The organism is Hyphomonas sp. UBA3195, from assembly GCF_002366485.1.
Classification (GTDB): domain Bacteria; phylum Pseudomonadota; class Alphaproteobacteria; order Caulobacterales; family Hyphomonadaceae; genus Hyphomonas.
Window position 1 is genome coordinate 43178 of the sequence record NZ_DEXB01000034.1, and the last position, 19627, is coordinate 62804.

Sequence of the window (19627 nt, forward strand, 5' to 3'; positions counted from 1 at the left end):
ATCTGACGCATTGACGATACGGTCGGTTCGTTATTGTTTCATCCGCAACCAAGGATGAGGAAACGACCCCATGAAACGCCTGACCTTAACCACCAGCGCCATCGCGCTGAGCTTCATGATTGCGGCCTGCGCCGCGCCTGAAGCTGTAGATGAAACAACTCTCGACACCGCGCCTGAAGTGGTCGCTGAAGTCGATCATTCCGTGGAAATCGCTGAGGCCCGCGCCTTCCTGGAGCGCGCCGAAGCTGAACTCGCCGCGCAGAGCCGTATTGCCGCGCAAGCCTACTGGAACCAGGCCACGAACATCACGCCCGAAACCAACGCGCTCGCAGCCGAAGCTGGTGCGGCATCGACCATCCTCGCCGTTTCACTCGCGAATGAGTCCAAGCAGTTCGATGTCAGCGTCCTGCCAGCTGATTTGGCGCGCAAGATGACCATGTTGCGTACCGGGATCACGATCCCTGCCCCGTCGACGCCGGGCGCAGCCGAGGAGCTTTCGCAGATCACGACCAGTCTCGACGCCACCTACGGCACCGGAAAATTCACCTATAAGGGCGAGGCACTGAACCTCGACCAATTGTCGACGATCATTGAAACCAGCCGCGACCCGGAAGAGCTCAAAGCTGTCTGGGAAGGCTGGCGCACGATCTCCGTGCCGATGAAGGACGATTATGCCCGCATGGTCGAGATCGCCAATGAAGGCGCAAATGAGCTTGGCTTCGAAAGCCTCGATCAGATGTGGCTGTCCGGCTACGACATGGCACCGGAAGAGATGGAAGCTGAAGTGCAACGTCTGTGGACGCAGGTGGAGCCGCTTTATGAAGAGCTGCACTGCTTCACCCGCGCCAAACTGAATGAAGAATACGGCGACGATGTGCAGCCGCGCACCGGCCCGATCCGCGCTGACCTGTTGGGTAATATGTGGGCCCAGCAATGGTCATCCATCTATGACGTCGTGAAGCCTGACGTGCCGGGACCAAGCTACGACCTGACCGAACGCCTCAACGAAAAGGGCTATGACGCCATCAAAATGGTCGAGACAGGCGAAACCTTCTTCACCTCCCTCGGCCTCGAGCCGCTGCCGGAAACTTTCTGGGAGCGTTCCATGATCGTGCGCCCAGAGGGCCGCGAAGTCGTTTGCCACGCCTCAGCCTGGGATCTGGACGATGAGGAAGATGTACGCATCAAGATGTGTACTGAAGTGAACTCGGAAGACTTCTATACGGTCCATCACGAACTGGGTCACAATTTCTACCAGCGCGCCTACAAGGATCAGGACTACTTGTACAAAACCGGCGCACATGATGGCTTCCATGAGGCCATCGGCGACTTTGTCGGCCTGTCGATCACACCGGAATACCTCGAACAGATCAATCTGATCACCGCTGAGGAAAAGCCGGGCGCTGATGCCGACACGGCACTTCTGATGCAGACCGCGCTCGACAAGATCGCCTTCCTGCCGTTTGCGCTGACCGTTGATGGCTGGCGCTGGGATGTCCTGTCTGGTGAAACTGCGCCAGAGGCCTACAACACGTCATGGTGGGATCTCCGCCTGAAAAATCAGGGCCTCGTACCACCGGCCCCGCGCCCGGCAGACGCCTTCGATCCCGGCGCCAAGTACCACATTCCGGGCAACACGCCCTATTTGCGCTACTTCCTGAGCTACATCCTGCAGTTCCAGTTCCACAAGGCCGCTTGTGAGCAGGCTGGCTGGGAAGGACCGCTGCATCGCTGCTCGATCTATGACAACAAGGAAGTGGGCAAACGCTTCAATGCCATGCTGGAAGCTGGCGCGTCACAGCCTTGGCCGGACACGCTGGAAGAATTCACCGGCACTCGCGAAATGGATGGCAGCGCGATCATCGAGTATTTCGATCCGCTGATGCTCTATATGAAAGACCAGAACGCCACCGAGAGCTGTGGCTGGTAAACACCGTTCCCAATTGACGCGGTCACCCAGACGAATAGTCCTGTGGGTGGCCGCTGTCTTTTTTGTCATCGGTGGCCTTGCTGCCAGCAATCCGTTGAACAGATACCTGCTCTGGCGAAACCTAAGCGTAGACAAGCTGGATCGGATGATAGACTCGCATCTTCATGAACGTCATGAAGGTGTAGAATATGCCTGTCTCTACACCGTCACTTGCGCCAGCGGGCGGGCGCGATTGGAATTGAGGACCAGCCTGTCAGACACTGAACTTGATGACATCAGAGAAGCTATTTGGCGCCGTAAGTTCGAGGACTACTGCCCGGGCAGAACAACGAATTTGGGGCTTGAATTTCTCACGCCGGACGCCGGTCAGGCACGCCGGGACATTTGGACGTTCGGAGGAGGATTCATGGGCGAACACACCCGGTTTAATGGCGGATCCTTTTCACAAGAGGCACCATGGGAACCCTGCACTCTGGAACGCGCCTATTGGCACCGCGAACCGGATTCAGTCCCTTGACCTGAGCAAGCTCCCCACTCACATCTACTGAAACACCGGAGACTTCCTCATGACCGACCAAGCCACCCTTGACGCCATCGACAAAGCCGTCAAAGCCAATGACGTCGTACTTTTCATGAAAGGTACACCGACGTTCCCGCAGTGCGGGTTCTCATCAGTTGTGGTGCAGGTTCTGGACTATCTTGGCGTGGACTATGTCTCGACGAACGTTCTGGAAGATCAGGCCGTGCGGGAAGGCATCAAGGCCTATTCGGAATGGCCGACGATTCCACAGCTCTATGTAAAAGGCGAATTCGTTGGCGGCTGTGACATCGTCAAGGAGATGTTTGAAAGCGGCGAACTGCGCGACTTCATGAAGGACAAGGGTGTCGAGCTGGAAGACGCCTGAGGCTCAGGCCTGAAAGAATCCTGTGATGCTGGCCTGGATCATGTGTCCGTCGGCATGCACCAACGCTGGTGACGCGACAAACATGACGCTGAAGGCCAGCCCGCTCAAATAGCTCTTACGACGCCTGAACGGCATCGGATGGCAGGCCCGCGCGGCTCGACGCCACTTAATCAGCGTATATATGACCAGATAGATGCCCAGCATGGCCGCCCCCCAGGCTGCGGTAAGAATCATCAGGTGCGTCATGGGTCTCCCCTCCCTTAACTACCGGTTCCCAGATTACGCGACCTGCATTTCCGGGTGTCAAACATTTGCTGGAAATTTGCTCTAGTGAGCGAAAGGGTTTGGTAACCGAAAAAAAACGGCCCGATGTGCGCCCGACCTTTCCAGTTCGCAGCATTCGTTATAGCAGGGCGATCATGACCACGACATCCCTTGCCCCTGCTCCGATCCGGCCTGCCAAGGCCCCCAAGGTCGGCATCGTTTCCCTCGGCTGCCCGAAAGCCCTGGTCGATTCCGAGCGGATCATCACGCGCCTGCGCGCAGAAGGCTACCAGATCGCCCCGGACTATTCCGGCGCAGACCTGGTTCTGGTGAACACGTGCGGATTTCTGGATTCCGCGCGTGATGAGAGCCTTGAGGCGATCGGTGAAGCGATTGAAGCGAATGGCAAGGTTATCGTTACAGGCTGTCTCGGCGCCGAACCGGACGTGATCGAGAAAGCGCATCCCAAAGTGCTCGCGATCACCGGGCCTCACCAGTATGAGGCCGTGATGGACGCGGTCCACACGCACCTCACCCCGCCGCACAATCCTCACACCGACCTGGTGCCTGAAAGTGGCCTGCGCCTGACACCGCGCCATTACGCATATTTGAAGATCTCGGAGGGCTGCAACAATCGGTGCAGCTTCTGCATTATTCCGAAACTTCGCGGCGATCTTGCCTCCCGCCCGATCCATCATGTGCTGACCGAAGCCGAACAGCTGGTCCGGGCCGGCGTGAAGGAATTGCTCGTGATCAGTCAGGACACGTCCGCCTATGGACTGGACATGCGTTACAAGCCGGAAACCTGGCGTGGCACTGAATACCAGACGCGCTTCCTCGATCTGGCCAAGGGGCTGGGCAGCCTCGGCGTGTGGACGCGGATGCATTATGTCTATCCCTATCCGCATGTGGACCAGGTTATTCCGCTGATGGCCGAAGGCCTGATCACACCCTATCTCGACATTCCATTCCAGCACGCCTCCGCGCCGGTGCTGAAGGCCATGAAACGGCCCGCCAAACAGGACCGCGTACTTGAACGCATCCTTCAGTGGCGCCGGGATGTGCCTGACCTCGCCATCCGCTCAACCTTTATCGTTGGGTTTCCGGGCGAGACCGAAGAGGATTTCGAGATCTTGCTGGACTTCATCCGCGAAGCGAAGATCGATCGCGCAGGGTGCTTCCAATACGAAAACGTCGCCCATGCTGACAGCCGTGACCTGCCCGGTCATGTGCCAGATGAGGTCAAGGAAGCGCGCTGGCACCGCTTCATGGAAGTGCAGGCGAAAGTGTCTGCTGATCGCGCCGCTGCGCAGGTCGGAACCGTTCAGGACGTCATAATTGACGGCCCATCTGACTCGACCGGCGAAATGATAGGCCGCACCAAGGCTGATGCGCCGGAAGTCGATGCCGTGGTCTATCTGGAAAATGCAAGTCACCTGCAAGCGGGCGACATCGTCTCGGCGGCAATCACTGGAGCAGATGATTACGACCTGCTCGGACAGCTTGCCAGCAAGGACGGCTAACCCCTTAATCGTCGTCAACTTGTCTTCTGCAATGCCGACACCGGATAACAGAGCACACGCACGGGTTTTTTCGTATTATTGAAAAACAATATGTTGACTTATCGTTATTCGATACATCATACTTGCCTCATCAAATTGGAGGCACCCCCATGAAACCCGCGCTCATATCCCTGTCCGCCCTGTCCATCGCAGCCTTGCCGGCTCTGGCCGAGACTAAGGACTTCCCAGTCGGCTCCTTCTCCAGCATTGATGTGAATGGTGGTATCAAGGTCCTGTACGAAACCGGCGCTGAGACCACGGTCATTGTTGAACAGGCCGAAGGCGACTTTTCAGATATCAGCATCGAAACTGATGATGGAGAGCTGCAAATCGGCCGTGAAAGCCTCGGCTTCCTGAAATCCTTACGGGCCAATCTTCACGTGGATCTCGTCGAAGGCGACTTGCGGGTGAAGGTGAACGGAAAGCGCATGCCGTCCTACACGGTACGTGTAACGTCGCCGAGCATTTCCGAACTGGACGTGGCGCAATCCTCAATTCTTGAAGCCTCCGGGATCGATGCGGGGAAAATCGAACTGGACGCTTCTTCGAGCGCTAAACTGATCGTTTCCGGTCGCGCCGCTTCAGCCGACATGGACGCATCGTCTTCCTCCAGTATCGACGCATCCGACTTCATTGTCGGGGCAATATCGATCGAGGCAACATCAAGCGCGGATGTGATCGCTCATGCGGTCACCAATAGTCGGGCCAGAATCGACGCTTCCTCCAGCTCTGACGTTAAACTGGTTCTGGAAAGCACAGCAGATATCGATGTCGATGCCTCATCCAGCACCGATATTGTGCTCACCGGAACATGCGACGAGATTACGGTGGATGCATCGTCATCCGCCGACGTTGAAGCCAAGGATCTGTTGTGCAAGTCCGCCGAGATCGACGCATCCAGTAGCGCGGACGTGTCCGTCAGCGTGACTGAGGCGCTGGAAGCCAAAGCGTCCAGTGGCGCCGACATCAACGTTCACGGCGCACCGACCCAGGTCGATATCACCGAGTCGAGCGGCGGCGATATTTCCATAAAATCCTGACACCGAGCATTATAGGAATCAGACCATGAGAAAATCAGTTATCATCGCATCCAGCATTGCTGCGTTTGCTCTATCCGCGTCACTCTACAGCGCATCCGCCGACACAACCCAAGTGTACAATCTTTCCGGATTTGATGAACTCGATATCTCCGCCGGTGTCTCCGTCAAATTCGTGCGTGCACCTCAGCATTCGATCACCGCTGACTTTGAACGGGGTGGCCCTGAAGATGTCAAAGTGCGCCTCGATGGAGATCGCCTGTATCTGTCCCGCAAATCCACAAAGGGGTGGGGTAACAAGGTGCGCGTCAAGTTCACGGTGACCGGCCCGGAGCTCAACGAGATCGAAGCCAGCTCTGGCTCGTCCCTGCTCGCGGAAGGATTGGAGTCCGGCCCTATGGAGATAGACGTTTCCAGCGGCGCAGCGGTTTCCGTCCACGGCGTATGCACACGCCTTGAGGTAAAAGCTTCGTCCGGCGGCAGTGCCAACGCAAAAGGGCTCACCTGTGAAACTGTGCAGGCCAAGGCCAGCAGCGGCGGATCAGTCAAGGCATATGCCAGCGACGCCGCATCGAGCAAGACGTCCAGCGGTGGCAGCGTCGATATCTACGGCAATCCCGAGTCGCGCTCGGCCAACAAGTCCATGAGCGGCGGATCTACCGCGTTCCATGGCGGCTGATCGAGTTGAGTATCGGAGGGAAACATGTCCCTCCGGTCCTACCCGATGTCGAAGTCTTCCGGGTTAAATCCAGGATTTGGCCATTCAAGGTTCAAATCTTCCAGCGCGCCACGTACGAGACGGGCGATCATGGCATTTCGACGAGTCCGGCTGTCTGCGGGCACAACATACCAGGGCGCATGCGGTGTCGAGCATCGCTCAACGGCGGTCTCATAGGCCGACATGAATTTTGCCCAATCCTTGCGATCATCCAGATCCGCCGGATTGAATTTCCAAAGTTTGTGAGGCTCGACAAGGCGCTCTGCGAGCCGGACGCCTTGTTCCTCATACCCGACATTCAGCATGCATTTGACGATGACGACGCCATTCTCCGTCATGTGTTTTTCGAACGCATTGATCTGCTCATACCGCCGTTCCACGTCTTCCGGGCTAGCGAAGCCACGCACTTTCACGACCAGCACGTCTTCATAGTGCGAACGATCAAAGATGCCGACATTGCCCTTTTTGGGCACGGCATTGTGAACGCGCCAGAGATAGTCGCGGGCCAGTTCGTTCTTGCTTGGCGCCTTGAACGCTTTCACCTCCATGCCAAGCGGCGTGGTGTCGGCGAAGACATTGCGAATGGTGCCCGACTTGCCTGCCGTATCCATGCCCTGCAGCACGACAAGCACGGACTGCTTCTTGTGGGCGTAGAGCATGTCCTTCAATTCATTGATGACGGCCGCGTCCTTTTTCAGGCTGGTTTTGGCGTCTTCCTTGTCCGCAAAGAGATCAGGGTCCCGGGTCGGCCGCGCTGCCAGCGAGAAGGGTTCGCCCGGATTGGCAATGAGGTGCTGGCGGACTTGCGCGATATCGGGAATGTTCATGCGATCAGATTCTCCAAAAAGAAAGGCCGCACCAGTCTGGCGCGGCCTTTTAGATTGTTCAAGGAATTCAGTCCACTTACGAGGAGTAGAATTCGACCACCTGGGCTGGTTCCATCTGGACCGGATACGGCACGTCAGACAGTTCAGGCACGCGGACATAAGTCGCGCTCATGGCTTTCGGATCGACGTCCACATATTCCGGGATATCGCGCTCAGCGCTGCCGAGAGCTTCCAGAACGAGCGCCATGTTGCGGGACTTCTCGCGGATCTGAACAACGTCGCCCGGCTTCACGCGCGCGGAGCCGATGTTACAGCGGCGGCCATTGATCATGACGTGCCCGTGGTTGACGAACTGGCGGGCTGCGAAGATCGTCGGCACGAATTTCGCACGGTAGACGATGGAATCGAGACGCGATTCCAGCAGGCCGATAAGGTTCTCGGACGTGTTGCCCTTCATGCGGTTCGCTTCTTCATAGATGCGAAGGAACTGCTTTTCCGTGATGTCGCCGTAGTAGCCTTTCAGCTTCTGCTTCGCCATCAGCTGCAGACCAAAGTCAGAAACCTTGTTGCGGCGGTTCTGGCCGTGCTGACCGGGCTTGTAGTTACGCTTGTTGACGGGGGACTTCGGACGGCCCCAGATATTTTCACCGACGCGACGGTCGATCTTGTACTTCGCGCTGTGGCGACGTGACATGGTAATACCTCATTGTCGACGCAGGTCGGTGGGCGGCGCTCATTCGCACCCACGATTTCAACGGCGGCCCTGCACCATCCCGTTTAGAGACGCCGGGTAAACCTCAAAACCATTGGCAGGTCAAGCCATTCCACTGCTACATACAATGCAAAAAGCGGGAGGAAAACATGGGCCAGGTCGACGGCAAAATCGCAATTGTAACGGGTGCTGGCAGCGGTATCGGTCGGGCATGCGCACTCGTGCTTGCTCGGGAAGGTGCCGCCATCATGGCGACCGACATTGATGACGAAGGTCTGAGGGTCACCGAGCGACTCGTCACAGATGCCGGAGGGCGCATCATCACCGCGCATCAGGACGTGACGGATGAGAGCATGTGGGAAGCAATCTTCAGCCAAACCGAGAACGCATTCGGGACACCATCTGTATTGGTCAACAATGCCGGCATCGCCATCGCAGGCGCGATCACGGATTTTACGCTGGATGATTGGCGCAAGCAGATGAGTGTGAATGTCGACAGCGTATTTCTCGGAACGCGCGCAGCGATGCGGCACATGGGTTCCAAAGGTGGTTCGATAGTCAACATTTCATCGGTTGCCGGCCTGCGTGGCGCAGCTGGGGCGAGCGCCTATTGCACATCGAAAGGGGCCGTTCGACTCTTTTCAAAGGCAGCGGCGGTCGAGTGCGCCCAGATGGGTACGGGCATCCGGGTCAATTCGGTGCATCCGGGCATCATCGATACGCCGATCTGGCAGAAATCGATCACCCGCATGACCGAGGCCATGGATGAAGAACGCGTCGCCGCGCTTACGGCGCATTCGGGTGCCAATCAGATGGACGTCGAGGCGATTGCGACCCAGTCAAGCCCAATGGGTCGGGCCGGACGGCCAGAGGAAGTCGCAGAATTGGTCCTGTTCCTGTCCTCGGATGCTTCCAGCTATATCAGCGGGCAGGAGCATGTGGTCGATGGCGCCATGACGGCGCGCTAGCGGCCAGTAGTGATACGCAACCGCGAAACTGCCCCCAAAAGCCTAGTCCGGCTTGACGGTGGTGCGGTATTCGCGGCTCGCATAGATCAGAGAGTTGCCATTGTCGCCGAGCACAGCGTCAACAACCTCACCGATGCAGACATGATGCGTGCCGACCTGATTGTGCGAAACCAGTTTGCACTCGAATGCCACGAGCGCTCCTGAGATGACAGGCTGACCAGACCAGCCCGGCGTCCAGTCTGCCCCATCAAATTTGTCCTTGAATTTGTGGGTCATGCGGCTGGCAAAAACATCTGCCACATCCGCCTGATTGTCCTTCAAGACGTTCACACAAAACGTGCCATTGCCCAGCAGAACCGGCGTTAGCGACGAGGATTCATTGATGCAGACAAGCAAGGTCGGTTTGGGCGTATCGGCGCTGACTGAGGACATTGCGGTTGCTGTCGTGCCCGCCCGACCAGCAGCGCCGTCTGTCGTGATGACATTCACGGTCGCTGCAACCAGGCTCATTCCTTCCAGGAAACGCTGCTTGAGAAGCGCGCGGTCTGTGAGGGGCTGCAAGTCATCTGTCATGGTCATCACTTTCGGTCACATCAGTAGTATGGCGTGGACGGGCGCCGACAAGAGGTTGCAGCGCATTGATTACACCACAGACGCAGCAAGGGACCGGCAAGATATGGTTGAAGACCAGGCCGCAGCCAAACTCTTTACACGAGACGCACAAAATATTCGTCATCAGCCCGGCTGGAAAAAAGAATTCATTGAGGCCCACACGTGCGGTGAGGCTTGCTTGGTACACAAACAACGCCAACAACAAGCTGCGCCCAGGATGGCGCGCTTGAAACCAGGCTGTCTTGAGAAAAATTGGAGCGGGCGAAGCGCTCGAAATCAATCAAAATACATATGCAAATCAACCACTTGTATATATTTCCCAACACAAATGTAGGGACAAATGTAGGGAGATTTGTAGGAAAATCGCGCCAATCCAATTCAGCCACTTTTCGTACCTGAATTAATGTTGTGCATCCACGCAAATTTTGCTCCGCCACCTCTTGGACCATCCATCAATCGTAAAACGGCTATGAATTCAGGCAGCCGATACAGCGCTGCCTTGCGAGAAGATATCGTCGGTCGGCTGGCCGAGGCGATGTATCTGAATCGATATTTTCGCCAGAGCAGCAGGCGATCTTTGGAGGGCGATTGTATGTTGGATTAGCGCCTAGTCATCCAACGCCAAAGACGTGCGATTGCCCCCCGGGTCTTAGGCGGCTCTGAATCAACGCCTTTGACTTCTAGCGGTGTAGGCGTATTGCCGAACTGCACCGCTTTCGCGGCACGATCACGGGCGCGACCGGCGGCTACTTGCTCGTCTGTCCAGTCTCCCGCCCAAACAACTCGACCATTTCGGATGATGTAATGAGACCGGCACTGATGGCTCCAATTGCCGATCGACGGATGCACCGTAATTGCGGCGCCATTATAGGTGAACCTCCAATCTGTTGGACTGAGCGGTGTCACGATTTCGTGGCCACAGCCGCAACAGCAAAGATGCGCCATAGTGTCGAACTCTAACGAAATGTAGAGAATGCCCGCCGACAGCTTTCCCGGTATTTCGCCGACGAATTGGTGCTTTAGCATCGAAATTGCTTTCATGCAGCGTCCTCATTCAGCAAATGATTGCCGTCGATTGAAAGCGCCGAAAAATGCTCGCCTTCAAGATCTACATAGAAGCCGAAAAGCTTCTTAAATTTCATGACAGCCATGGCGGCGTTCAACATGTTAAGATCAGCAATCTGGATATTGCGCGCATAAAGATTGTTCTCATTAGCTGAGTGCAATGGGATTCGCTTTTTGTCGCGAACATGAGCACGCATCGCTGGTGTACTAGTCGTTACACGGATCATGCCGATGAGTCCGTCATCTGCAAACTGAACTCCCATACCTACATCGATAAAGGGAATGCCGGCATCTTCCAGCGTCTCAATGATAAGCTGCTTTGCATCGCCGTTGTCGATGCAAACGAATACAAAATCGGCATCGCGCAAACACGCCACGTTTGACGCATCAATATGCGCGGCATTTGCAACAATCCCCCGATGCATGCGGCTATAGATGCCTTTGTAATAATCGACTTTCGGTTCGCGCCGTCGGAGGTCTTCAATTCCAGGCGCGCCTGGTGCACGAAAGGCATTGTGCTGACCAAATATGTCGCCGTCATGGAGTTGGATTTGACTGACAGGGGTTTTGGCGATCGCATCCAGAACATAAGCGCCGGTACCTCCAAGGCCCACAATATGAATGCTGTGGAGCTGGAGTTTCTGCGTTATTGCGCCAATCCCAGCGCGAGTCGATGCTGTGTCCATGTACATGAAGGGCGATGTCTCATCCGTGTTCTCAACTACCCGGAACGTCCGGGCTGTGACGGATGAGTCTATCTGCGCAGCCTGGCTCGACAAAATCGCTTCATAAGTTGTCACCTTCTCATAGAAGTCAGCATAATAGCCGATCTTTGGCTTGCTTGAGAAAGAATGCGTGATGACCAATCCGCCACCCAGACGGCGCTTCGAAGCCTGATGCATGATCTTGGTCAGGGGCTTCCCTTGATGATCGCAAGGCTGCTCACCATCGAACATCATAATATGTGTATGCGGCTGAACAGTCCTGTCACCGGAAAGACTCAGCTCCGAAACAAGTCGGCCACGCTTTACACTCCGATCGCTGGAGACGTAAGGCACATTGTCGACGACCAAGTGTCCCGCAATGACCGAGAGTTCGTATCCGTCCTCGATGAGGCGCTGAAGATCCGGACTATGATTTATCAGTTGCTGTAACATTGAAGACCATTCCTGCGATAATCGACACACACTGATCTTCGATCAGCGAGCCTTCGGGCATATCCGCTGGGCCCTTGCGGTACGTGATGGTGAAGCAGATCTGTTCGCCTTCCGGCGGTGTCTCAAAGGCGAGCGCGATCAAATCTTCGAAGCAAAGCCCTTGAGGTTCGACCGACTTCCGCCGCCCATTGACGATAATGATAATTTTCTTTGGCGGGCGCTTTTTCTTGTAGAACCTCTCAAGTCCCGGATCGCTGAGGTTAATAATCGTGTCCGGCTCGATAAGATCGTCCTCTTCACCTCCGCGGCGTTCTCTCCACAGCTCGAAAGCTTCGAGATCAATACGGCCAATCTCAGCGATCTTAAGACCGGTAATCAGTTTGGTGCCCCATTCGTACCGCTCCCCCTCGATCGCCAGCCGGTGGGATTCTGCACTGGCGAAGATGATGAACTTTTCAACACCGCGCGTGCGGAGGTCCACAGCTTCATCCAGCTGAATCTCTTCAAAGCCGCCGCCACGCAATACGAGAAAGACGAGATGTTCATCCGCAGGCGTAACGCCTTTTTCCGCAATAATTTGGCGCCCAACCAAGACCGGGTCGTCAACACGATAACGTTCAAAGTCATCACTGTCGGGTCCGGCAATCTTAATTGCGTAGGGACCGTTTTGTCGCGGAGCACGACCGTCACGGACGCACGCCTCGATATCTTCTGCATCAATATGCGCCATGGCGCGCTCCTTTTTTCTTAACGAGTTGCGTTAAGATTAATCTTCCCATTCTCAGGACAAGTCAACCTTTTTCATAACGCATTAGGTAAAGAAAAAAGAGTTTGACTTGGGCGGCAAATCTTCTTAACGATTTGCGTTACGAAAAGATTCGGAACAGGCGGCCGCGTCGGCGGGCGATCGGCGTGGAATGCAATGTGGATTTGAGGATCAGCGTCTGCGCGCGCTGTGCAACAGCGCAAAGCGTCTCCAAGAGACGTTCGGGGATCGTCTTGCTCTCCATGTGCAGCGCATTCTTTGGTCGCTCGATGCGGCGCCAAATCTGGCTGACCTTTCAGCCTCTCCTCCTGTATCGCGGCGTCGGGTCGATAAGGGATCACCATCAACATTCGCTGTTGGTCCTAATGGCCCAGGCAGAATCTATTTTCGGGCCGACATGGAGCCCGAACCGCAAACATTGTCGGAGATAGAGCGGATCAAAATATACGACATAGAGGGGACGAAATAATGGCCACAAAAAATACGGAATTCCTCCCCGACTACGATCAGGAGCATGCAGGAGCATATCTGAGCTGGGTCTTGGAGGCGCGTGGTATAAAGAAGGTAGACTTCGCTCGTCGTTGTGGCCGTACGTCTAAGACAATCAGTGAGATTATTGCGGGCAAAGCCCCAATCTCACCCGAAACGGCCCTCCAGTTTGAGCGTGTGCTTGGGGATAGTGCGGGATATTGGTTACAGTTAGATGCGCGCTTTCAACTTCAACAAGCTAGGGCCAAAGAACGAATAAAGAGCGTTTCCGCGGCGGCTATGGCATGGGCGCGTGAGTTCCCAATCGCTGAAATGGTGAAGGCCAAATTCCTGCCCTCTAAACCAAAAGAAGCGGACTTGGTTGACACGATGCTTCGCTTCTTTGGTGTCAGCAGCATCAATGCGTTCAGGGAGTTTTGGGAGGTGAGGGTTAGCCCCGCACGTTTCAAGCAACACAACCACCATGAAATTGACCAATATGCAGTTGCGGCCTGGCTGAGACAGGGAGAGATACTCGCGGACCAGATAGACACAGCGCCCTATGACGAAGGTAACTTCAGGGTGCAGCTAGATGAGATTCGTGCACTGACAAGGCGCCCCTGGCAGGCGATTGAATATGAGCTAGTCGATCTTTGCGCAAAGGCAGGCGTTGCGCTCGCCCTTGTTCCAAGTCTGAAAAATACCGGATTAAGGGGAGCGGCCTTCTGGGCGCACAAAGACAAGGCTGTAATCGTTCTAAGTGATCGGGGAAAATATGAGGAGCGCTTTTGGTTCGCTTTCTTCCACGAGGCCGCTCATATCCTACTTCATAGCAAGAAATCGATATTCATAGACCAAGACAAGACGGGCACAGAAGATCGGGACATAGAACGCGAAGCAGATGCGTATTCAGCCGAATTTCTTGTGCCGGAGAATGCAATATCATCCTTTAGAGAAATGTATGGTGAATACGCTAACGATCTAGAACAAGAAGAATTGGAGGATTTCGCAGAGGAGATAGGGATTTCACCCGGCCTTCTGCTTGAACGATTGCAGCATGAGGATCTTATTGTTCGCAATTCGGCGCACAATAAAACATTGAAGCGTAAGGCTCAGTTTGACTGCGAATAGGAGGAGGCTCCGATTTCTGTGGGTTTCTTAACATCGCAACGGAGAAGTCTCACGGAATAGGCTGTGTTGGAGAAACATATGTTCAAGTTCGTCCATACTGCCGATGTCCATCTGGATTCGCCGCTGAAGTCTCTGTCTCTCAGAGATCCAGAGGCAGGCGAAGTAATAGCTAACGCGACACGTCAGAGTTTTTCAGGAATTATAGATCTTTGCCTTGAGGAAGGTGCTGACGCACTTCTGATCGCCGGCGATCTATATGATGGCGATATGAATAGCGTAAAGACCGCAGGTTTCTTTGCCGCTGAAATGCGGCGTTTGAATGAAGGTGGTGTGCAGGTCTTTATCGTCAAAGGTAATCACGACGCCGAATCGAAGGTTACGCGACATCTCGTTTTGCCGGAGAATGTTCATATCTTCTCAGCAAGAGGCGAGACCGTAGACCTGCAAAACTATGGGATCGCCATCCATGGCTTAAGTTTCAAAAATATATCTGCGCCTGATAGCCTGCTGCCGATGTATCCTGCGCCCATGGCTGAACGGATTAACATCGGCCTGCTACACACCAGTCTGGCGGGCTACGCAGAGCATGACTCATATTCGCCCTGTAGCGTTCAAAACCTGATCGACTTTGGGTACGACTATTGGGCGCTTGGGCATATCCACAAGCGCACAGTTCATCACCAAAGTGCGCCGGTTATCGTTATGCCGGGCATCCCACAAGGTCGCAGCATTAAAGAGAGTGGCCCAAAGTCGGTAACGATAGGCTTCGTCCATGACAATGGTCAGATCGATATCGAAGAACGACCAGTCCAGGTCGCACAATTCGAGCGGATTGAGGTCGATGTATCAGGTCTGTCGGACATGCGTGACCTCGTTGAGTGCTTGGATATTGCCCTCGGAGAAGCAGTGCCCAGAATTGAGTGTGGCTTACTTGTCGCCAGGCTCAATCTGGTAGGCAGTACGCCCCTCGCGCCTCGCCTTGAACGTGACCTCGATCTTGTACTCGAAGAAGCTCGGCAGGCAGCAGCGCGCGCAGGAAAAGCATTTGTCGAACTGGTTGAGTTAGATGTTTCGAATGAAAGTCAGGGCCGCCAAAGCACCCTTCCCATAGACGAATTGGCTTCGCTAATGAAGGTTGATGAGCTGCAAGCGACAAAGGAACACTTAAGACAGATCCTCGACCCCCTAACGTCCAAACTTCCCTTGGAAGTTCGCAATGCTTTGGCCCCCTCCGGCACGATAGAAGGCGAGATGCTCAATGAATGGGCCCGAAGGGGTATGCAGAAGGTCATCGCAAGACTGGTGATCGACGATAGAGAATCCCAATGAGATTTCGCCAGATTAATCTTGATCGCTATGGCATCTTCACGGATCGCACGATTGATCTTGGCGAAAGAAAAGCAGCGGGCGACATGCACATTGTGTACGGCCCGAATGAGGCTGGTAAATCGACGTTTCGTTCAGCATGTCTGGACTTCCTGTTCGGTTTCGGTCGGACAACTCAGTATGATTTCTTACACCCGGTCGATGTACTACAAATTGGTGCACGGGTTGAATTTGGCGGCACAACTTTCGAGGCACGACGTCATAAGCGCTCGAAAAATGATTTTTGCGACTTCTCCAATGAGCCGATCAGCGACGCGCAATTGAAAAGCGCTTTGGGTGGCGTGACTCGCGATGGCTACGTGCAAATGTTCTCACTTGATGAACATTCGTTGGTGGCTGGCGGCGATAGCATCTTGAGTAGCAAAGGAGATCTGGGGGCGCTTCTGTTCTCGGCGGCGTCAGGACTCACCGCGCTATCCTCTGCCATCGACGATATCGAGAACGAGGCAAATAGTTTCTATAAGATACCCGGACGAAAATACCGGCTAAATGATCTGCTAGCTGAGCTGAAACAGCTAGATACAGGCATCAAGGACATTGATGTCAAAGCAAGTGCTTATGAAAAATTGCGACGGACGGCTATGCAAGCCGATAGCGCGTACAAGGAAGCAGAAGCCGAACGCAATGAGATGAACAGGCGACAAGTGTTCCTCAAGCGATTGTTTGAGGCGCTTCCACTTTGGCGCGACCTGACAGACATCCTTGCCGAGCTCGAAGTCTCAGATGTTCCGTCTGGTATGCCGGATGAGTGGATTGATGAAATTGAGCGCTTAAAGATTGACAATTCGACTGAGGAAAGCCGTCACCGGGACGCCGTCGAGACAATTAGTGCTGCTGAAGCGGAACTCTCAAAGCTCGTCGTTAATGAAACGGTTTTGGAGTCTGCGACGAAAATTAACCTGCTTCGAGAGACCCAATTAGAGGGGCGTTACAAAGATGCCGCCGATATTGATAAGCGCAAAAGTGAAATCCGGATCCTGAATGATCAAATATCAAAACTCTTATCTTCTTTAGGCACCGACCCAGAAACTGACCCTAATTCATTATTGCTGACCGCCCCCGTTGCCGCCCGTCTTCGTGCTTTACTAGACGACCGGGGAGCGATCCTTGCTGACGAGGCGTCGGCTCATCAGGAGCTGTCAGACGCCACTCGTGATGAAAACCAAGCGCAAGAAGAACTCGACGCGTTATCCGAATTTCCGGACATGACTTCGCTCAAACAGGTTTTGGAGGCAAACCGAACTGCTTGTGACGATCGAAGTCTTCAGCTTGCCAAAACAACGCTCGCCGCCGCGAAAGCGAAGGCTGAAGAAAGGCTCAGCGGTTTATCGCCTTGGGCTGGAACTTGCGACGACTTGAAGGGGCAACGAACCGTAGCGGCGGAGGATATTGAGACTTTGCGGGATGGAGAATCAGGTCTCCAAAATCGAAAGGTTCTCAATGATCAGGAAATTACACGGCTTACGGACGAAATTCGCAGACTAACTGCCGAGACAACGGCAGCGGTGTCTGAGTCAGGGATTGTTGACGATCGACGTGTGCAGGAGGCCCTGCAGAATCGCGAAGATGCTTGGCGCGCGCATCTTTCAGAATTGGAAGACAAGAAACCTCTGGACGCGGAGAACTGTCTTTCAACAGCGAACGAATTTCGGTCGCGTGTCTTAGAAACAGATACGCTTCATGCGAGGCAATTGGCTCAGGCAGGCGATATCGCGGATCTTCGACAATCAACCCGGCGCCTGGCTGTCGCAAAATCTGACCTCGAAGCCGCGGAACAAACTCAGCACGCGCTCATTCAAGAAAAAGAAGCACTAGACGGACGAAGAACAATCTTGCTTGCTTCCCTCAAATTAGCTGCGTCGCTGACTTTGGCTGAGCTTGAGAGGTGGCTGGAGCTTCGGAAAGCTGCGTTGGAAGCGATTTCAGAGCAAGAAGAGACCACCTTTAATGTACAGAGAGAAACTGAGGCGAAAACCGTCGCCTTGGCTGCAATTCGCGACAGAGCCATCACTTGTGGCCTAGAGGCGGCGGATAATGAAGATGACCTGCTCGCAATGTGCGATTCTGCGATCAGTGCTTGGCAAGCTGCCGTTTCGAACAAGCAAACAGCATTGGACAATCTCAAACGATCTCGACAAATCAAACAACGCCGTGAAGAACAAGCAAATCGTTCGAAGCTAGCTGCTGACAAGTGGCGGGAAGACTGGAAATCTACAGTCAATTCCATTTGGATTGGCGGGCGTGCCGGCGAGTCTGATCCAGACAGCGTCAAAGCTATACTTCAGGTGCTGGAAGATCTGTCGAGCCATATAGGAGAAGTTCAGCGCCTGGAGGAACGAGTGCTCGGAATGGAGTCCAACAAGGCGGCATACCGCGATGAAGTGCGCAGAATCGCCAGTGCATGCAGCATGGAGTTTGACGATGATGAACCCCTTAAGGCAGCCGATGCGCTAAGGGCTGCTCTATCAGATGCCCAAAATGCTATCGCGGAACGAAAACGTGTTGAGAGAGAGATTGGCCGAGGCAAGCGAGCCGAAGAAGGTGCCAAAGTCGCTCTAGCGCGTATAAAAAATGAACTTTCGCCTATGGAGTCTTTTTTCGGTGCTGAGGGTGTTTCAGGAGTTGCTTCCGCAGTCAAAGCGTCAATAAAAAAACAAGAACTTGAACGACAGACGAGCGAGCTGAAAACGCAAATCACTCGCGCGGTATCGGTGGCAACTTTTGAAGTTGCTCTAGCCGCCCTTGAAGAGAATGCGTCATCAACAGAGGCGATTGAGACGTTAGAAAGAGAGCACAACGCTCTAGAAGCATCATCCGAAGATCGCAACTCCGAAGTCAGTAGACTCTATCATGAGTGGAAGACAGCTGAAGCCGCTTTTCAATCGGTGGGACAAGATGGTGACGTCGCGAGGATGGTCGAGCAACGTGAATCGCTCTTGCTTCAGATTGAACAGGAAACAGTTGCCCATCTTCAAGCGGTGGCTGGTGTTCACGCCGCGAGGCGAGCCCTCCAAACCTTTAGGGAAACCCATCGGAGCGCCCTAATGACGGAAGCAAGCAACGCTTTTGTCGCCATCACGGAGGGAGGCTTCAAAGGTCTTTATGCTGCTCCTGGAAAGGACGGTGAAATCCTCGTCGGTTCTAGAGGCGAAGGAAAGGACCTTGCAGCTGATGATATGTCCAGGGGCACCCGGTTCCAACTTTACTTGGCATTGCGCATTGCAGGGCACTCCGCATTTGCTGCCAATCGCCCACCTTTGCCCTTCTTTGCGGACGATATTTTGGAACCATTCGACGATGACCGGGCGGCTCAAACTTTTAGGTTGATGGCTGAGATGTCAAAGCACGGCCAGGTGATCTACTTAACTCATCACAAGCACCTTCTTGATGTCGCGAAATATGCATGCGGTGAGGCGCTGACAGTTCACACCTTGCCCAAACCTCGATCAAGTCTGGCCGAAGTACAGACCTCAAATGTACGTAGCCATGATGTCTCCCCATAAGAAGTCATCGGTTTCCTACGTTTGAACAAATAGGGGAATTTCGCCGCGTTTGGTGCATTATCACTAAGATGAAACATCGATACTGATCTCGTCGTGCTTGCCTCGTGCAAGTCGCGCCCTGACGCGCAATGACCGCGATCTGCGATCCTCGAGCTCCCTTTCCAACCGTTCAAATACGGGCCAGTAGACGTCGCCATATCTGTCGATCAGTTGCGCGACGACATTCAGGCCGTCTTCGATCTCCTCTTCAGATATGGTGCGACGCGAAGGCATGATCGGCAGTTGCGGTTGATTAGCTCGCTGTCGGTCGCGGACGCGACCAGACGAGATCCGCCTTGCCGTCCTGCTCGAACAACGCCGCCCAGATCGGTTCGACAAAGCTTGGATCGTCCAGAAAGACCTTGAGATAGGGGCGCGGGCTCTGGCCTTCGGACATCTTCCGATGTGCAAAGCCAAGATCGCATTGTCCGGTCTTCACAAAGAAGTCCGGGGATTTTTCATTCTTCTTGTTGCCGTTCGGAACGATGCGAACTTTGCGCGCCATGCTCAAGGTCGAGATGGTGCCTTCATATCCTTCGTGGGTGAGACGAAACTGACCGATGGTCGCCATGGTTAT

19 protein-coding genes are annotated in these 19627 nt (G+C 54.5%); 10 read left to right on the forward strand and 9 right to left on the reverse strand.

Features of this window, described 5'->3' with window-relative positions; genetic code table 11:
- Positions 1-70 precede the first annotated feature (70 nt).
- Both B2344_RS10695 and grxD read left to right on the forward strand, forming a co-directional pair.
- Complete coding sequence (locus B2344_RS10695) at positions 71-1930, forward strand: M2 family metallopeptidase (RefSeq protein ID WP_290483606.1); 1860 nt, start codon at positions 71-73, stop codon at positions 1928-1930.
- Positions 1931-2496: 566 nt separating this feature from the next.
- Entirely contained in the window at positions 2497-2835 is a 339-nt protein-coding gene (gene grxD, locus B2344_RS10700) for a Grx4 family monothiol glutaredoxin (RefSeq protein WP_034815529.1), read from the forward strand.
- Positions 2836-2838: 3 nt separating this feature from the next.
- Here grxD and B2344_RS10705 read toward each other — a convergent pair whose 3' ends face one another.
- Entirely contained in the window at positions 2839-3081 is a 243-nt protein-coding gene (locus B2344_RS10705) for a hypothetical protein (RefSeq protein WP_034815530.1), read from the reverse strand.
- A 173-nt stretch (positions 3082-3254) separates the two neighbouring features.
- Between B2344_RS10705 and rimO the strand changes: the two genes are divergently transcribed.
- The 3 genes from rimO (at position 3255) to B2344_RS10720 (ending at position 6377) form a co-directional block, all read left to right on the forward strand.
- Positions 3255-4622 (forward strand): 30S ribosomal protein S12 methylthiotransferase RimO, encoded by a 1368-nt coding sequence (rimO, locus tag B2344_RS10710; protein ID WP_290485207.1) that lies wholly within the window; start codon positions 3255-3257, stop codon positions 4620-4622.
- A gap of 149 nt (positions 4623-4771) precedes the next feature.
- Positions 4772-5701 (forward strand): GIN domain-containing protein, encoded by a 930-nt coding sequence (locus tag B2344_RS10715; RefSeq protein ID WP_290485208.1) that lies wholly within the window; start codon positions 4772-4774, stop codon positions 5699-5701.
- Between the two features lie 25 nt (positions 5702-5726).
- Positions 5727-6377 (forward strand): GIN domain-containing protein, encoded by a 651-nt coding sequence (locus tag B2344_RS10720; RefSeq protein WP_290479554.1) that lies wholly within the window; start codon positions 5727-5729, stop codon positions 6375-6377.
- Positions 6378-6415: 38 nt separating this feature from the next.
- Here B2344_RS10720 and B2344_RS10725 read toward each other — a convergent pair whose 3' ends face one another.
- A complete protein-coding gene (locus B2344_RS10725; protein WP_290483608.1) occupies positions 6416-7243 on the reverse strand; it encodes a PPK2 family polyphosphate kinase in 828 nt (275 codons plus the stop codon).
- A 76-nt stretch (positions 7244-7319) separates the two neighbouring features.
- Complete coding sequence (gene rpsD, locus B2344_RS10730; protein WP_034815539.1) at positions 7320-7937, reverse strand: 30S ribosomal protein S4; 618 nt, start codon at positions 7935-7937, stop codon at positions 7320-7322.
- Between the two features lie 167 nt (positions 7938-8104).
- Here rpsD and B2344_RS10735 point away from each other — a divergent pair, with 167 nt between their 5' ends.
- The gene (locus tag B2344_RS10735; protein ID WP_290485209.1) at positions 8105-8923 is read left to right on the forward strand and encodes an SDR family NAD(P)-dependent oxidoreductase; all 819 of its coding nucleotides are present in this window, start codon (positions 8105-8107) and stop codon (positions 8921-8923) included.
- A gap of 42 nt (positions 8924-8965) precedes the next feature.
- Here the strand turns inward: B2344_RS10735 and B2344_RS10740 are convergent, their stop codons facing one another.
- On the reverse strand, positions 8966-9496 hold the full coding sequence (locus tag B2344_RS10740) for a flavin reductase family protein (RefSeq protein ID WP_290483610.1): 531 nt from the start codon (positions 9494-9496) through the stop codon (positions 8966-8968).
- On the opposite strand from B2344_RS10740, the gene B2344_RS10745 reads away from it, so the two are divergent.
- Positions 9495-9869: a hypothetical protein gene (locus B2344_RS10745; RefSeq protein WP_290485210.1), complete on the forward strand. Its 375-nt coding sequence runs from the start codon at positions 9495-9497 to the stop codon at positions 9867-9869. The two genes, B2344_RS10740 and B2344_RS10745, sit on opposite strands and share 2 nt — an antisense overlap.
- 266 nt (positions 9870-10135) lie before the next feature.
- Here B2344_RS10745 and B2344_RS15960 read toward each other — a convergent pair whose 3' ends face one another.
- The 3 genes from B2344_RS15960 to B2344_RS10755 are packed head-to-tail and all read right to left on the reverse strand — an operon-like array spanning position 10136 to position 12487.
- Positions 10136-10576 carry a DUF6527 family protein gene (locus B2344_RS15960; protein WP_081812207.1) on the reverse strand — a complete coding sequence of 147 codons (441 nt, stop codon included), beginning with the start codon at positions 10574-10576 and terminating at the stop codon, positions 10136-10138.
- Entirely contained in the window at positions 10573-11757 is a 1185-nt protein-coding gene (locus B2344_RS10750; protein ID WP_034740627.1) for a ThiF family adenylyltransferase, read from the reverse strand. Before B2344_RS10750 ends, B2344_RS15960 begins: the two co-directional genes overlap by 4 nt.
- Positions 11732-12487 (reverse strand): multiubiquitin domain-containing protein, encoded by a 756-nt coding sequence (locus B2344_RS10755; protein WP_051615399.1) that lies wholly within the window; start codon positions 12485-12487, stop codon positions 11732-11734. Before B2344_RS10755 ends, B2344_RS10750 begins: the two co-directional genes overlap by 26 nt.
- A gap of 504 nt (positions 12488-12991) precedes the next feature.
- Here B2344_RS10755 and B2344_RS10760 point away from each other — a divergent pair.
- From B2344_RS10760 to B2344_RS10770, 3 genes are all read left to right on the forward strand, one after another.
- A complete protein-coding gene (locus tag B2344_RS10760; protein WP_034740626.1) occupies positions 12992-14122 on the forward strand; it encodes a HigA family addiction module antitoxin in 1131 nt (376 codons plus the stop codon).
- Between the two features lie 78 nt (positions 14123-14200).
- Positions 14201-15451, forward strand: a complete 1251-nt coding sequence (locus B2344_RS10765) for a metallophosphoesterase family protein (RefSeq protein WP_034740625.1) — start codon at positions 14201-14203, stop codon at positions 15449-15451.
- Entirely contained in the window at positions 15448-19011 is a 3564-nt protein-coding gene (locus B2344_RS10770) for an AAA family ATPase (protein ID WP_034740624.1), read from the forward strand. Before B2344_RS10765 ends, B2344_RS10770 begins: the two co-directional genes overlap by 4 nt.
- A 63-nt stretch (positions 19012-19074) precedes the next feature.
- Here B2344_RS10770 and B2344_RS10775 read toward each other — a convergent pair whose 3' ends face one another.
- Both B2344_RS10775 and B2344_RS10780 read right to left on the reverse strand, forming a co-directional pair.
- Positions 19075-19284, reverse strand: coding sequence for a hypothetical protein (locus B2344_RS10775; protein WP_290485211.1), 210 nt, complete (start codon positions 19282-19284; stop codon positions 19075-19077).
- Between the two features lie 19 nt (positions 19285-19303).
- A complete protein-coding gene (locus B2344_RS10780) occupies positions 19304-19621 on the reverse strand; it encodes a DUF736 domain-containing protein (protein WP_034740623.1) in 318 nt (105 codons plus the stop codon).
- Between the last annotated feature and the right edge of the window lie 6 nt (positions 19622-19627).

What these genes read in the sequence shown, in the direction of transcription:
- B2344_RS10740 (WP_290483610.1), bottom strand. Translation starts at nt 9,496, where the DNA reads ATGACAGATGACTTGCAGCCCCTCACAGACCGCGCGCTTCTCAAGCAG.
- B2344_RS10720 (WP_290479554.1), top strand. Translation starts at nt 5,727, where the DNA reads ATGAGAAAATCAGTTATCATCGCATCCAGCATTGCTGCGTTTGCTCTA.
- rimO (WP_290485207.1), top strand. Translation starts at nt 3,255, where the DNA reads ATGACCACGACATCCCTTGCCCCTGCTCCGATCCGGCCTGCCAAGGCC.
- B2344_RS10780 (WP_034740623.1), bottom strand. Translation starts at nt 19,621, where the DNA reads ATGGCGACCATCGGTCAGTTTCGTCTCACCCACGAAGGATATGAAGGC.
- B2344_RS10705 (WP_034815530.1), bottom strand. Translation starts at nt 3,081, where the DNA reads ATGACGCACCTGATGATTCTTACCGCAGCCTGGGGGGCGGCCATGCTG.
- B2344_RS10715 (WP_290485208.1), top strand. Translation starts at nt 4,772, where the DNA reads ATGAAACCCGCGCTCATATCCCTGTCCGCCCTGTCCATCGCAGCCTTG.
- B2344_RS10775 (WP_290485211.1), bottom strand. Translation starts at nt 19,284, where the DNA reads ATGCCTTCGCGTCGCACCATATCTGAAGAGGAGATCGAAGACGGCCTG.
- rpsD (WP_034815539.1), bottom strand. Translation starts at nt 7,937, where the DNA reads ATGTCACGTCGCCACAGCGCGAAGTACAAGATCGACCGTCGCGTCGGT.
- B2344_RS10770 (WP_034740624.1), top strand. Translation starts at nt 15,448, where the DNA reads ATGAGATTTCGCCAGATTAATCTTGATCGCTATGGCATCTTCACGGAT.
- grxD (WP_034815529.1), top strand. Translation starts at nt 2,497, where the DNA reads ATGACCGACCAAGCCACCCTTGACGCCATCGACAAAGCCGTCAAAGCC.
- B2344_RS15960 (WP_081812207.1), bottom strand. Translation starts at nt 10,576, where the DNA reads ATGAAAGCAATTTCGATGCTAAAGCACCAATTCGTCGGCGAAATACCG.
- B2344_RS10760 (WP_034740626.1), top strand. Translation starts at nt 12,992, where the DNA reads ATGGCCACAAAAAATACGGAATTCCTCCCCGACTACGATCAGGAGCAT.
- B2344_RS10725 (WP_290483608.1), bottom strand. Translation starts at nt 7,243, where the DNA reads ATGAACATTCCCGATATCGCGCAAGTCCGCCAGCACCTCATTGCCAAT.
- B2344_RS10745 (WP_290485210.1), top strand. Translation starts at nt 9,495, where the DNA reads ATGGTCATCACTTTCGGTCACATCAGTAGTATGGCGTGGACGGGCGCC.
- B2344_RS10755 (WP_051615399.1), bottom strand. Translation starts at nt 12,487, where the DNA reads ATGGCGCATATTGATGCAGAAGATATCGAGGCGTGCGTCCGTGACGGT.
- B2344_RS10750 (WP_034740627.1), bottom strand. Translation starts at nt 11,757, where the DNA reads ATGTTACAGCAACTGATAAATCATAGTCCGGATCTTCAGCGCCTCATC.
- B2344_RS10695 (WP_290483606.1), top strand. Translation starts at nt 71, where the DNA reads ATGAAACGCCTGACCTTAACCACCAGCGCCATCGCGCTGAGCTTCATG.
- B2344_RS10765 (WP_034740625.1), top strand. Translation starts at nt 14,201, where the DNA reads ATGTTCAAGTTCGTCCATACTGCCGATGTCCATCTGGATTCGCCGCTG.
- B2344_RS10735 (WP_290485209.1), top strand. Translation starts at nt 8,105, where the DNA reads ATGGGCCAGGTCGACGGCAAAATCGCAATTGTAACGGGTGCTGGCAGC.